The organism is Anabaenopsis tanganyikae CS-531, from assembly GCF_029891675.1.
Classification (GTDB): domain Bacteria; phylum Cyanobacteriota; class Cyanobacteriia; order Cyanobacteriales; family Nostocaceae; genus Anabaenopsis; species Anabaenopsis arnoldii.
Window position 1 is genome coordinate 1 of record NZ_JANQDF010000016.1, and the last position, 13,668, is coordinate 13,668.

Consider the following 13,668-nt stretch of genomic DNA (forward strand, 5'->3'; position numbering starts at 1 on the left):
GATTTTTTCGACTTCTTCGAGGATGAACCGCCTTTGACCGCCTGGTGTACGGATTGCTTTAAGCTTGCCTTCGTTTTCCCATCTCCTGAGACTGGAGACATGGACACCAAGGATTTTAGCTGCTTCCTTGGGAGTGACATGGTGCATTAAGACCTCATTAAATCAACTACTTTTAGTCTAGCGTGAGTTAATATTATTTAATCGCTTTAAGCAAATAAGTTACAATTACTTACACGTCTTCCCGATTGCTAACCTTGAGAATTACTCACATCATTAGCTATAATTCCCAGTAAATTCAATTTGCTCAAAACTTCTATAGCTGGCTTCAACTGGTTGCTAGTCACCTGACCAATACGCGCCACCATGACAATTGCTTGACAGCATGATGCCAAAATTCTGGCATCCACGCTGCCTAAAATCGGCGGTGCATCGATGAGGACTAAATCATAGGTTTGCTCAAACAACTTTAGCAGTTCTGCCATTCGGTTGTGACTCAGCAATTGAATTGTGTCCTCCGGTGTCGGGCCAGCAGTCAAAATATCAATAGAAGGGTGAATGGGTTGGATATAATCTTGGACTTGGGTATTTGTGTCATCGATTAATAACAGAGATAGTCCCCAGTCATTACACAGTTGCAAATTTTTGTGTATGTGAGGACACTGCAAGTTAGCGTCAATCAATAAGACGCGCCGGTTCATTCGCGCAGCACTTGCAGCTAGTCCCAGGGCCAAGGTGGTCTTACCTTCTCTAGATATTGCTGAAGTTAACATCAGGGACTTGTAGGGGTAAAGATGCTTGAATATTTGAAGGTTTTGGTATATAATATCTATGCTTTCATGGCTAGGTAACCAAGTGCTAGCTTCTAACAAAGGGACAGCTAAATTTTCCTGTTTGCGCCAAAACCAGCGAGGTAAACCCTTGTTGACACTAGAGAGCGCCAATTTTGGCACTGACCCCAATATTCTCAGCTGCGTCAGCTTCTGTAATTGCTTAACAGAATATATAGTGTAATTCAAAATTCCCCAAATCAGGGACAGGGCAATACCTGCAATGGGACTAACTACAACTCCCCCCAGTAAAAGTGTTTTTCTCCGGTCACTTGTGGAAGTTCCCAAACCTGCTTCCTCTAAAATTTGCCAATTAAACCCCCCCTGAGAAATCTTTAATCCCAAATACTGCTGGGTCTGGACTAATTGCTCAAGTATCTTGCGTTGAGTTTCTACTGCTGGTAGTAGGCGGTTGTACTCAGCTATAAGGCTGGGGTATTTGCTCAGTTGGGACTTGAGTTGTTTCTCCGATTCAGATAAACTATTTTCATGAGCCTTTAGTCCTTGTAGAACTGTTTGCACCTGAATAAATTCTTGCATCAGGGTAGGATTAACTTCTGCTGCTTCTCCTTGTGTCAAGGGTAATTTTTCGGTGTCACTAACATTTTTAATATCTTTGACATCTACCAATTCTTTGATTTCTTGCTCTAACAGCGCTTTTTGACTCTGATATTGCTGTCTGAGTCGTTCTAAGATTGGCGACTCCTCTGTATAGCGCATTTCCTCCCTAGCAATGGCTACTTCAGTGTTTTGAACTGCACCCAATAGGGATTGGTAACGAGTTGATTGGTTTAAACGAGAAGCAATTCTGGCCTTCTGGGATAACTCAGCGATTTTTTGTTCTAGGTTATTGTACCGAGCTTGTACATCTTTGATCTGTGCGCGGGTAATTTGTTGCTGTTTGTCAACATCAGCAAGAGATTCTAGCAGGATTTTACTTTGTACTTCCGGGTCAAGTATATTATGCTGTTTGCGGAAATCTTCTAACTTTTTCTCAGCTTGACTCAGCTCTTTTTTGGTCTGAGGTAAGCGTGCGCTAACAAAACTCAGTCCTTGCTTCAGTCGTTCTTGTTGTTGCTGTGTATTATACTGTAGATAAACTGTTTGTAGAGCTTGCAACACTCTTTGTGTTTTTACTGGGTCATTAGCACTAAAGGAAACCTCAAATATTTGACTATGACCTTGATAAACTCCAGAGATGACTGGTAATTGCTTGACTAACAGACCTGTTTTTTGATTGTCTCTATGGTAGCCTTTAATATCTTCTAGGGTAATATCTGGATAATCAGAACGCAGAATATCTACAGCTTTCTGTATCAATTTAGAACTCACCATCAGTTTCATCTGATAGCTGTGATCAAATACTGGTGGGTTGGCTGCGGTTAAGTCATTATTTGTACTTAAGGAACTATTATTTACTCTAACTCCCTCGTATAAATTGGAGTGTACCAATATCTGCATGGAGCTTTGATAATTCGGTTTGATATTGAGAGCCAAGTAGCCAGTCACTGACATAAATATGCAGGAAATACCTAAGCAAAAAAAGCGCCGGCGAAGTAAAATTTCAGGTAGTCTTCTGACATTAACTGGTTTTATTGAAGAGTAATGAACCAGTTGGTTTTGATTCATACTTGTGTTACTCACTATCAAATTCCTCTAATATATAAATCCACCGAACGCTATATATGGAAGATTATCTTGTCGTTGCTAAAAAAAATGATGTTTTTTCACCCTATAGATTCACTATTTTACTAGAGGTTTATGATTTGTATTATGAAGATTGTGTATAACCCATGATGAAGCTATTTTTGTGACTAAATACCGTAAGCGGCGATCGCGTTATGCTGAAGGTAATCGCCTGGGTTCTTATACTTTAAGCAATCACCGCACTTTTAGGGCGGTGAAGTATGTCAAATAGTTACAATTAATTAAGGGTGGGTTGCTCATGGCTTACCCACCCTAGTGATTAGCTTAATAAGGCCACTTCCAATCGCGAATTTCCGGCATATCTTCGCCGTGTTCCTGAATGTATTGCTTATGTTCAATCAGCTTATCTTCTAACATCTGTTTCACATAAGCAGCTTTATAACCTAGTTTTGGCACGCGGTCAATGACATCCATCACCAAGTGGAAGCGGTCAAGGTCATTGAGCACAACCATATCAAAGGGGGTGGTAGTGGTTCCCTCTTCCTTATAACCGCGCACGTGTAAGTTTTTGTGGTTGGTGTGGCGATAGGTCAGACGATGGATTAACCAAGGATAACCATGGAAAGCAAAGATAATTGGTTTATCAGTGGTAAAAATTATATCAAATTCTTTACCGCTTAAACCGTGGGGATGCTCAGTTTGTGGTTGTAGTTTCATCAAGTTGATGATGTTGACCACCCGCACCTTTAATTCTGGGAAGTACTGACGCAGAATATCGACTGCGGCTAAGGTTTCTAAGGTGGGAACATCCCCAGCACAAGCCATAACTACATCTGGTTCACTCCCTTGATCATTGCTGGCCCATTCCCAAATACTCAGGCCTTTGGTACAATGCTTAATAGCAGCGTCCATGTCTAAGTATTGCAATGATGGCTGTTTTCCAGCAACTATGACATTGACATATTGGCGACTTCTTAAGCAATGGTCTGTTACCGACAGCAGAGTATTAGCATCGGGGGGAAGATAGACGCGGATAATCTCGGCTTTTTTGTTAAGTACATGGTCGATAAAACCAGGGTCTTGGTGAGAGAATCCGTTATGGTCTTGTCGCCAAACGTGAGAGGTGAGTAAATAGTTAAGGGATGCAATCGGTCGCCGCCAGGGAATATGATTAGTAGTCTTGAGCCATTTGGCGTGCTGGTTAAACATCGAGTCGATGATGTGGATAAACGCCTCATAGCAGGAGAAGAAACCATGACGACCTGTAAGCAGGTATCCTTCTAACCAGCCTTGACAATTGGTTTCACTGAGCACCTCCATCACCCGACCATTGGGTGACAGTTTCTCATCTTCTGGGAGGATATCCGCTACCCACGTCCTATCTGTCACTTCTAGCACCGCACCCAGTCGATTTGACGCGGTTTCGTCAGGGCCAAATACCCGAAAGTTGCGGCTTTCTGCGTTGAGTTGCATCACGTCCCGCAGGAACTCTCCGGCTACTTTGGTAGCTTCCGCATAAGTTGTCCCTGGTTTGCTGATCTGAACAGCGTAATCTGTGAAGTTAGGCATTTTTAAGTCCCGCAGCAGAATACCGCCATTGGCGTGGGGATTGTCCCCCATGCGTCGCTGTCCTTGGGGTGCTAGTTCTGCTAGTTCGGGGATGAGTTTACCGTTAGCATCGAAGAGTTCTTCGGGTTTGTAACTCTTCATCCAGTCTTCTAGTAATTTTAGGTGTTCTGGGTTACCGACTACGTTACCAAAGGGTACTTGATGCGATCGCCAATAGTCCTCGGTTTTTTTCCCGTCTACTTCTTTAGGTCCTGTCCAACCTTTGGGGGTTCTCAGGATAATCATCGGCCACTGGGGACGTTTGCTAGTGTGGCTATAACCATGTACCCTAGCTTCTCTTTGGATGCTGTGGATTTGGTCGATCGCAGTTTCTAAAATTGCCGCCATTTGCTGGTGGACATCCCCAGGGTCACTACCTTCTACAAAGTAAGGTTTATAACCATAACCTAAAAATAGGTTTTCTAATTCTTCATGACTCAACCTAGCCAAAACCGTGGGGTTAGCTATTTTATAGCCATTGAGGTGTAATATAGGCAGCACTGCACCATCATTCACAGGGTTAAGAAACTTGTTAGAATGCCAACTGGTAGCTAAAGCCCCCGTTTCCGCCTCTCCATCACCCACAACCGCCGCCACAATTAAATCAGGGTTGTCAAAAGCAGCACCATAGGCATGAACCAGAGCATAACCTAATTCTCCCCCTTCGTGAATTGAACCAGGGGTTTCTGGTGCAACATGGCTAGGAATACCACCGGGAAAAGAGAACTGTTTAAACAGTTTCTTCATTCCCTCTACATCTTGGGAAATGTTGGGGTAGTATTCGCTGTATGTCCCTTCCAGGTAAGTATTAGCGACTAGTCCCGGTCCCCCATGACCAGGACCTGCGATATAAATCATATTCAGGTCATACTTTTTAATTACCCGGTTGAGATGAACATAAATAAAGTTCAGCCCTGGTGTTGTTCCCCAGTGTCCTAATAGTCTGGGTTTAACGTGTTCAGATTTTAAAGGTTCTCGCAGTAGGGGATTATCAAACAGATATATTTGTCCAACCGAAAGATAGTTAGCAGCACGCCAGTAAGCGTTTATTTTCTCCAGTTCTTCCCCGGCTAAAGGCTGCATTTGTGCGGGACTTGCTAAAGTCATATCAAACTCCATTGCTAAATTTTTTTGCTAACTCCATGGGTTTATCGTCAGCAAGACTTCTGAACCAACGACAAATTACCCGAAAATCTCATCGGTGAATTTACTTCTACAATTAGGGAGTTTTTAACAATTCTGACAGGATAGTTTTCTAATGATTTTTCTCCACAATCGCAACAGGAATACATTATTAACCTTCTGTTAACTTTCTCTGCTGTCTCCATGAAACACTAACAGATTTACTCTAGTATAGAAACATTTTTAATGTTTATTTTAAGTTTGATTTCCTGATCTATATTCAGCATAGAATAGTACCTGATGTTCCCCGGAAAATATCCTTCCTTAACAATTGATAAGTATTACTTTGGGTAGATGCAGATTTGGGACTGGTAATAGTGACGTTGGATATTGTCCAGTGGTATAATCAAACAATAGTACGTAAGTTCTAATATAACCGTTGTCAAGATAGTATTATTAAGAATTATTACTAGTAGACTATTACCCAGCCGATATGTTAGATCACACCCCATGCTTAAATGGCCATCTTCCTCACGCTCACGACAACAGTCAAAATACTATTCGCATTCGGGGTGCTAGACAGCATAATCTCAAAAATATAGACCTGGAATTACCACGCGATCGCCTGATTGTATTTACTGGGGTTTCCGGTTCCGGTAAATCTTCCTTAGCCTTTGATACCATTTTCGCCGAAGGTCAACGGCGTTATGTAGAGTCCCTGAGCGCCTACGCACGGCAATTTTTAGGTCAATTAGATAAACCGGATGTCGAAGCCATCGAGGGGTTAAGTCCGGCCATTTCCATTGACCAAAAATCTACTTCCCATAACCCCCGTTCCACCGTGGGGACAGTCACAGAAATTTACGATTATTTACGCCTCCTGTTTGGTCGTGCTGGTGAACCCCATTGTCCCATATGCGGGCGCTCCATTGCCCCCCAGACCATTGACCAGATGTGCGATCGCATTTTGGAATTACCAGACCGTACCCGGTTTCAAATTCTCGCCCCCGTAGTCCGCGGGAAAAAAGGGACTCACCGCAAGCTGTTATCGAGTCTCGCTGCTCAAGGTTTTGTGCGGGTGCGTGTAGATGGGGAAGTGCGGGAACTCTCCGACTCCATAGAACTAGATAAAAATATTACTCATACCATAGAAGTTGTCATTGACCGCTTAGTAAAAAAAGACAGTATTCAAGAGCGTTTAGTAGATTCTCTTTCTACGTGCCTTAAACAGTCCGGTGGTATTGCCAACATCCTGGTCAGTCACAGCGAGGAGCAAGAAGAAGAATTAGTATTTTCAGAAAACTTCGCTTGTCCAGTCCATGGGGCGGTAATGGAAGAATTATCGCCGCGGTTGTTCTCCTTTAACTCCCCTTATGGTGCTTGTCCCCATTGTCACGGCATAGGCAGTTTAAAAACATTTACCCCAGATTTGATTATACCTGACCCGCAATCGCCAATGTATGCAGCGATCGCCCCCTGGTCGGAAAAAGAAAACTCCTATTATCTAGATTTGCTATATACTTTAGGACAAGCTCACGGGTTTGAACTCCAAACCAAGTGGAATCAGCTAACAGCAGAACAACAGCAAACCGTGCTCTATGGGGAAAACCAGGAAACAAAGCAGAATTTTAAAGGTGTCATCCCCATTTTACAACGGCAATACGAGGGGGGGTCAGACTTAATTAAGCAGAAATTAGAACCCTATCTCATTGACCAACCCTGTGAGGTTTGTGGAGGAAAACGCTTAAAACCCGAAGCTTTAGCGGTACGCTTGGGACAATATGGTATTTTAGACTTAACCGGGGTTTCGATTCAAGATTGCCAAACCAGAATTGATCAGTTAAAATTAAGCGATCGCCAGTTGCAAATTGCCGACTTAGTTTTAAGAGAAATCAAAGCCAGATTGCAATTCTTACTAGATGTCGGCTTAGATTATCTCACCCTTGACCGTCCCGCCATGACCCTTTCCGGTGGGGAAGCCCAACGCATTCGTTTAGCCACACAGATAGGTTCTGGTTTAACAGGGGTACTCTATGTTTTAGATGAACCCAGCATCGGTTTACATCAAAGAGACAACGGCCGCTTACTCAAAACCTTAACCAAATTACGCGAGTTAGGTAACACCCTCATCGTCGTAGAGCATGACGAAGAAACCATCCGCGCTGCTGATCACATCGTTGATATTGGACCAGGTGCAGGAATCCACGGCGGAAATATTACCTCTCAAGGCGACCTAGAAACCCTACTCGCAGCGGAAGACTCTTTAACAGGTGCTTACTTATCGGGGAGACGAGTAATTACCACCCCAGCGCAACGAAGACAGGGGAACGGACGCAGTTTAGTAATTAAAAACGCCCATCGCAATAACTTAAAAAATATCGATGTAGAAATTCCCCTAGGTAAACTGGTCTCCGTCACCGGTGTTTCTGGTTCCGGTAAATCTACCCTCATCAACGAACTACTTTATCCCTCACTACAACATCATTTAACAAAGAAAGTCCCCCTACCCAAACACTTACAAGAAATTCAGGGATTAAACGCAGTAGATAAAGCCATTGTCATCGACCAGTCACCCATAGGACGTACACCACGCTCCAACCCCGCTACCTATACAGGTATTTTCGATGCAATTCGAGATGTATTTTCCCAAACAGTCGAAGCCAAGGCCAGGGGATACAAACCCGGACAATTTTCTTTTAATGTCAAAGGTGGGCGTTGTGAAGCTTGTAGCGGTCAGGGTGTCAATGTCATTGAAATGAACTTTCTCCCAGATGTGTATGTACAGTGCGAAATTTGCAAAGGCGCAAGATACAACCGGGAAACCTTACAGGTGAAATACAAAGATAAATCTATAGCAGACGTGCTGAATATGACCGTCGAGGAAAGTTTAGAGTTTTTCCAGAACATCCCCAAAGCTTTTACCCGACTGCAAACTTTATATGATGTCGGTTTAGGTTACATCAAACTCGGACAACCTGCTACCACCTTATCTGGAGGGGAAGCCCAACGGGTGAAATTAGCCACAGAACTATCTCGCCGCGCTACAGGTAAAACCCTGTATCTCATAGATGAACCCACCACCGGATTATCCTTTTATGATGTCCATAAATTATTGGATGTATTACAAAGGTTAGTCGATAAGGGTAACTCCATCTTAGTCATTGAACACAATTTAGATGTCATTCGTTGCGCTGACTGGGTAATTGATTTAGGTCCAGAAGGTGGGGATAAAGGCGGCGAAATCATTGCAGTGGGGACACCCGAAGAAGTTGCAACCAATCCTATTTCTTATACAGGACAATATCTACAGCAGGTGTTACAGCAGTATCCAGCGAGTTAAAAAAAATAGAAAAAAAATTAATATGACAAAACACTAGCCATCCCCAAAACTCTATGCTATGCTAATAAACGATGAATAAGCATGGCTCAGTAGCTCAGTTGGTTAGAGCACGGGACTCATAAGCCTGGGGTCGTTGGTTCAAATCCGACCTGAGCCATTAGAGTAATTTTTAATGAATAACTCCCTACCCTTGGCTGCCCTACCCTGCTTGTAATTGTTCATACCATATTGTAATTCCCACTCAAACAGGTAAGAGTCTGGAAAGTTTTCTCTGATTTGAGGGGAATCATCGTAAGTGATTAACCAAGGGTGAGCGCATCCTCTGACCACTTCCCCAAACCTTTGATGATTAAAACAGGTGTGCAAATCACCATCTTTACCATATAACCTGGATTTGGTAGCAGTAAAATAAGGCGGGTCTAAAAATATAAATACATTTTTACCCTCTGCTTTCAATAAGTCACCATAATCCAAGTTAGTAATTTTCACATCATCCGTTAAAATCTCCCCTAACTTCTCTAGGCGGTCTATCGAAGAGTAAGTAAAGCGTTTATCAAAAGCTTGCTCAGAAAATCCCCCAGATTCTACAGTACCAGAAAATGTAATTCTATTGAGAACAAAAAAGCGTACTGCTCTGTCAAAGTCAGATAAGTTATTGCTGTCTATAGTGGTTAATTCTGCAAAAAGGATTTTACCATCTGTATATGTCTGCTTAATCTGGCGAATTTCTGTTAACAGACGGCGTAAATCGGATTTTGCATATTTCCAAAACAGATATAACTCGCGGTTTAAATCATTAATCCAAATTTTCAGATAGGGATATTTTTGTTTCAAGTATATAAATACAGAACCACCACCCACAAAAGGTTCTCGAAATTCTGAAAAGCTTTCTGGTAAGTGTGCTGTTATTTCCTTAATAGCTTTTGACTTCCCACCAGGGTAACGCAATGGACTTTTGATCATAATTATTGGAGCGTAAGATCCCCGACTTCTTAAATAATTGACATCATCTCATATAACTTCCCCAGAAGTCGGGGATCTGTGTGACTCAAAGATCATGTATTTGATCATCTTCACCGGGCGATCGCGAAGCGCTGCTGCAAGCAGATCGCGCTGGGTTGAAAAATTCCCTTTAATGCTACACAGAGATCCGGGGGTTAGAAACCCCCGTCTCAAAGCTAAAGTCAGATTTATCTGACTAGAAGATCATGTATTGGATGGTCTTCACGGGGCGAAACCCTGCTGTTAAAGCGTAAGTGCTATGGGCGATCGCACCTAGGTGAGTAAGATCCCCGACTTCTTAGATAATTGGCATCATCTCATATAACTTGTCCAGAAGTCGGGGATCTGTGTGACTCGAAGATCATGTATTTGATCATCTTCACCGGGCGAAGCGCTGCTGTAAGGCGATCGCCAAACCCTACTGTAAAGCGATCGCCATTTCATATACCCCCATGCCTTTGTAAGGTGAGGGGTCAATACTACTCTAAAATTTTTATATTCTCAAAAATCTATCTTTAGATAGATGACAAGATTACCTAAATAGTATTACTGAGATTGACTAAAATCAATGTGTCATTTATTTGATTATGTCCAGAGCGTGGTATTATAAATTTCATCTATTTAAACTTTTGCTGTTTCTTCTTATAAGTACGCATACCGTTAAATATTTAACTAACCATCAAAGGTAAAACCCATGCAATTAATAGGACTAACTAAAGCTGTAGCCTTAACAACACTGACATTCACCCTCAGTGCTACCCCCACTTGGAGTCAAACCAATCAAAACCAGGCGTTAACTATTAAAAATTCCCAAGTAGTTAGTCAAAGACCCCCAATACTTTACAGTCAAAGTCAGTCTAATCGGGATTTAGCTGAAACTTACTTTAGGCGCGGTGTTGATTACTATAAACAGGGAAATTTGGACTTAGCACTGTTTAATTACACGCAAGCTATTAAACTTAATCCTAATTTAGCTAATGCTTACATGGGTCGCGGTATTGTTTACCGTAACCAGCAGAAATCGGATTTAGCTTTGGCTGATTATACACGAGCTATTAGACTTAATCCTAATTTAGCTGATGCTTACATCCTTCGCGGTCTTATTTACGAGTACCAGGAAAAATGGGATTTAGCACTGGCTGATTATAACAAAGCTATTGGGATTATTGGGATTAATCCTAATTATGCTCATGCTTACGGTGGTCGCGGTGTTGTTTACCGTAACCTAGGAGATATCAACAAAGCCAGGGAAGACCTCCAAAGAGCAGCGCAATTATACCTCACTCAAGGTAATACCGCTGCTTATCAACGAACTATTAGGCTTTTAAACTCACTGTAGCTACAAAGATACCTGAAACTAAACACTACAAAGATTTTAGGAAACTGTTCGCCCTTGTGTTGATGAGAAAAGCTAAAAGGCTGACTCGCCAACTTGTAACCGGGAAGGTCAGCTAGTAGCACTCCACAAAAGTTGGCAAGCGGTAAAACTGTTTTAAACTACCCAATTTTTGACATATGCCCAGTCAACTCTTGCCAGAGATAACCTCAAAAGCTCTTGCCTAACGAATAAATCTGAGTAAGATCCCCGACTTCTTAAATAATTGACATCATCTCATATAACTTCCCCAGAAGTCGGGGATCTGTGGAGGTGAGTAAGATCCCCGACTTCTTAAATAATTGACATCATCTCATATAACTTCCCCAGAAGTCGGGTATCTGTGGAGGTGAGTAAGATCCCCGACTTCTTAGATAATTGACATCATCTCATATAACTTCCCCAGAAGTCGGGGATCTGTGGAGGTGAGTAAGATCCCCGACTTCTTACACAATTGACATCATCTCATATAACTTCCCCAGAAGTCGGGGATCTGTGGAGGTGAGTAAGATCCCCGACTTCTTAGATAATTGACATCATCTCATATAACTTCCCCAGAAGTCGGGGATCTGTGTGACTCAAAGATCATGTATTTGATCATCTTCACCGGGCGATCGCGAAGCGCTGCTGCAAGCAGATCGCTCTGGGTTGAAAAATTCCCTTTAATGCTACACAGAGATCCGGGGCTTAGAAACCCCCGTCTCAAAGCTAAAGTCCACTACAAGTGGACTAGTGGGTTACCTAGAATACCCTACCGTCAACCGTCAACAGTCAACCGTCAACTAGTCCGTAAGCTCAAGGTTAAAATTTAGCAGTTAATTATTTACATGGTTGGGGAATAGTGCTACAGTAGCATCAACCGGCTATTATTGCTACCAACAGCCCAAATATTCAAGAATATTAACCAAAATTTGCCTTCACAACTTCATAGCCCTGTCATGAAAAAATACCTGAAAGTACCTTTAACAGCCCTAGCTGTAGCCTTGAGTGTATCTAGCGTCTCGGTGATTAATAGCCAACCCACAGCAGCCCAAGCCCAGGACTTTTTCTGTGGAACCAGGTGGGCTACAAATGCAGATGTTGCCTACCCTGCTACCATGGCACGTCGCCATAATGGTGATTTCGCCATTATTACTTGGACTGAGAATAGTAGGATTAATGATACCTGGACACCCCGGAAACGCTGTCAGTCTGTGTCTCAACGGTTTGAAGAATTGAATCGTCAAGGAAAACTCCAAGCCCTAGCAGTGGGAACAGTGAATAATCAACCCGTCATCTGCGGTTTAGGTCTTGGTGAACGACGCTGCAATAGTAATAATACTTTGCTGACAGTCACCAATGGCACAGATCCCGGCAAGTTCCTAGATAATCTATTAAATACCCGTACTAGTGCCTCCGGTCAACCAGTTTTGTTGAACACCAATGACCGCGGCAGAGTTGCAATTCCCGACGAGGATAGTAATAGGGTTGTTAGAGTGAGCATAGATGATATTATTAACGCTCACTTGTCTATCCCTAGTTCCAATTCTCAGCCGCCGCAGCCACAGCCGCAGTCAGAACGCATTTGGTAACCTCAAACTCTTGAGAGGCGTACACAAGGGTGAGTAAAAAACCTCTCACAACTGGTTACAGTCAGCGCCGCCATCACTCCTGGGGTCTTTAGGGTATCTGTCAACCCCCAGGAAGTAGCGGCGATTAGTCAACAAAGCTGGGTTATCCCCGTCAGTGATTTTCCCCTTGCCCGGTTACCTTAAGGTGATAGATTACCCATGAGATTTACCCCAGAACTAGCAGTAATTTTAGGCGCTACCACGGCGGTAGTAGTGCATTTACAACCAGTGTTAGCTCTTAACCCAGTGGAAATACCAAGGCTAACAGAAGCAGAAATTAACAACATTGCCCGACAAATCACCGTCAAAATCGGTGGCTTGGATGGTGAAGGTTCTGGGGTAATGATTAATCGTCAAGGTAACGTGTATACCGTCCTCACCGCCTTTCATGTTGTGGAAAAGCCAGAGGACGATCGGGTAATTACTGGGGATTACGAGGTAATTACTCACGATGGGGAGAGCCACGAGATTGACAAAATTGAGCGCCTACGAGGATTAGATTTAGCCATCATTACCTTTACCAGCACTAAAGAGTATAAACTGGCAGCGGTAGCAGATTCCCGCACAGTGAACAATGGTTCCCCCCTATATTATGCCGGGTTTCCCAAAAGTACCAATCCTAGACAGTATAGGTTTACAGAAGATCAACTGACATCCCGCAGTCAGGGAGAAAAGCAAGGATACGACTTAATTATGTCCGGTAAACCCCAAAAGGGAGTCAGTGGCGGACCAATTTTTGACCAGCGGGGGTTTGTCATTGGCATCTATGGTAAATCAGAACTGGACTCCACAAAAATACAAGGGGTGCTGGGTATCCACATAGAGAAAATCCCTGACCTCTCCCGACGGGCGCGGGTGGTTCCCTGGGCAAGTTCGAGCCTAGTTAAAACCCTCACGGGACATTCAAGCTTTGTTGATTCAGTAGCCTTCAGCCCGGATGGTAAAACCTTAGCTTCTGGGAGTTGGGATGACACCATCAAACTGTGGGATGTCGCCACGGGGAGGTCAATCGCCACCCTCACCGGACATTCAGGTTCGGTTAATTCAGTAGCCTTCAGCCCCGATAGCTTGCGTGGCGCAGCCATAGGTAAAACCTTAGCTTCTGGGAGTAGGGATAACACCATCAAACTGTGGGAT

General features: G+C 43.2%; 11 protein-coding genes and 1 tRNA gene. 7 read left to right on the forward strand and 5 right to left on the reverse strand.

Translation table 11 applies throughout. From position 1 onward, the window contains the following. From NWP22_RS01705 to NWP22_RS01715, 3 genes are all read right to left on the reverse strand, one after another. Positions 1–147 (reverse strand): MerR family DNA-binding transcriptional regulator (locus NWP22_RS01705; RefSeq protein WP_280801452.1); only part of this gene is annotated, 147 nt, incomplete at its 3' end. Between the two features lie 101 nt (positions 148–248). Beyond that, positions 249–2,456: a GumC family protein gene (locus NWP22_RS01710; RefSeq protein ID WP_280801453.1), complete on the reverse strand. Its 2,208-nt coding sequence runs from the start codon at positions 2,454–2,456 to the stop codon at positions 249–251. A 342-nt stretch (positions 2,457–2,798) separates the two neighbouring features. Then, on the reverse strand, positions 2,799–5,189 hold the full coding sequence (locus tag NWP22_RS01715; RefSeq protein WP_280801443.1) for a phosphoketolase family protein: 2,391 nt from the start codon (positions 5,187–5,189) through the stop codon (positions 2,799–2,801). Between the two features lie 508 nt (positions 5,190–5,697). Here NWP22_RS01715 and uvrA point away from each other — a divergent pair. Next, positions 5,698–8,544 carry an excinuclease ABC subunit UvrA gene (uvrA, locus tag NWP22_RS01720; protein WP_280801444.1) on the forward strand — a complete coding sequence of 949 codons (2,847 nt, stop codon included), beginning with the start codon at positions 5,698–5,700 and terminating at the stop codon, positions 8,542–8,544. A gap of 83 nt (positions 8,545–8,627) precedes the next feature. Next, positions 8,628–8,701 (forward strand) — tRNA-Met (locus tag NWP22_RS01725). Here NWP22_RS01725 and NWP22_RS01730 read toward each other — a convergent pair. Further along, complete coding sequence (locus NWP22_RS01730; protein ID WP_280801445.1) at positions 8,683–9,507, reverse strand: DNA adenine methylase; 825 nt, start codon at positions 9,505–9,507, stop codon at positions 8,683–8,685. The two genes, NWP22_RS01725 and NWP22_RS01730, sit on opposite strands and share 19 nt — an antisense overlap. A gap of 94 nt (positions 9,508–9,601) precedes the next feature. Between NWP22_RS01730 and NWP22_RS01735 the strand changes: the two genes are divergently transcribed. Beyond that, a complete protein-coding gene (locus NWP22_RS01735) occupies positions 9,602–9,742 on the forward strand; it encodes a hypothetical protein (RefSeq protein ID WP_280801446.1) in 141 nt (46 codons plus the stop codon). 116 nt (positions 9,743–9,858) lie between these two features. On the opposite strand, the gene NWP22_RS01740 is transcribed toward NWP22_RS01735, so the two are convergent. Further along, positions 9,859–9,990 (reverse strand): hypothetical protein, encoded by a 132-nt coding sequence (locus NWP22_RS01740; RefSeq protein WP_280801447.1) that lies wholly within the window; start codon positions 9,988–9,990, stop codon positions 9,859–9,861. 250 nt (positions 9,991–10,240) lie between these two features. On the opposite strand from NWP22_RS01740, the gene NWP22_RS01745 reads away from it, so the two are divergent. The 4 genes from NWP22_RS01745 to NWP22_RS01760 form a co-directional block, all read left to right on the forward strand. Continuing rightward, complete coding sequence (locus NWP22_RS01745) at positions 10,241–10,885, forward strand: tetratricopeptide repeat protein (RefSeq protein ID WP_280801448.1); 645 nt, start codon at positions 10,241–10,243, stop codon at positions 10,883–10,885. 623 nt (positions 10,886–11,508) lie between these two features. Beyond that, positions 11,509–11,733: a hypothetical protein gene (locus NWP22_RS01750; RefSeq protein WP_280801449.1), complete on the forward strand. Its 225-nt coding sequence runs from the start codon at positions 11,509–11,511 to the stop codon at positions 11,731–11,733. Between the two features lie 99 nt (positions 11,734–11,832). Beyond that, positions 11,833–12,492: a COP23 domain-containing protein gene (locus NWP22_RS01755; protein WP_280801450.1), complete on the forward strand. Its 660-nt coding sequence runs from the start codon at positions 11,833–11,835 to the stop codon at positions 12,490–12,492. 198 nt (positions 12,493–12,690) lie between these two features. Then, positions 12,691–13,668: trypsin-like peptidase domain-containing protein (locus NWP22_RS01760; RefSeq protein WP_280801451.1), on the forward strand; the 978-nt coding region annotated here is incomplete at its 3' end.

What these genes read in the sequence shown, in the direction of transcription:
- NWP22_RS01750 (WP_280801449.1), top strand. Translation starts at nt 11,509, where the DNA reads ATGTATTTGATCATCTTCACCGGGCGATCGCGAAGCGCTGCTGCAAGC.
- NWP22_RS01735 (WP_280801446.1), top strand. Translation starts at nt 9,602, where the DNA reads ATGTATTTGATCATCTTCACCGGGCGATCGCGAAGCGCTGCTGCAAGC.
- NWP22_RS01710 (WP_280801453.1), bottom strand. Translation starts at nt 2,456, where the DNA reads ATGAATCAAAACCAACTGGTTCATTACTCTTCAATAAAACCAGTTAAT.
- NWP22_RS01730 (WP_280801445.1), bottom strand. Translation starts at nt 9,507, where the DNA reads ATGATCAAAAGTCCATTGCGTTACCCTGGTGGGAAGTCAAAAGCTATT.
- uvrA (WP_280801444.1), top strand. Translation starts at nt 5,698, where the DNA reads ATGTTAGATCACACCCCATGCTTAAATGGCCATCTTCCTCACGCTCAC.
- NWP22_RS01715 (WP_280801443.1), bottom strand. Translation starts at nt 5,189, where the DNA reads ATGACTTTAGCAAGTCCCGCACAAATGCAGCCTTTAGCCGGGGAAGAA.
- NWP22_RS01745 (WP_280801448.1), top strand. Translation starts at nt 10,241, where the DNA reads ATGCAATTAATAGGACTAACTAAAGCTGTAGCCTTAACAACACTGACA.
- NWP22_RS01740 (WP_280801447.1), bottom strand. Translation starts at nt 9,990, where the DNA reads ATGAAATGGCGATCGCTTTACAGTAGGGTTTGGCGATCGCCTTACAGC.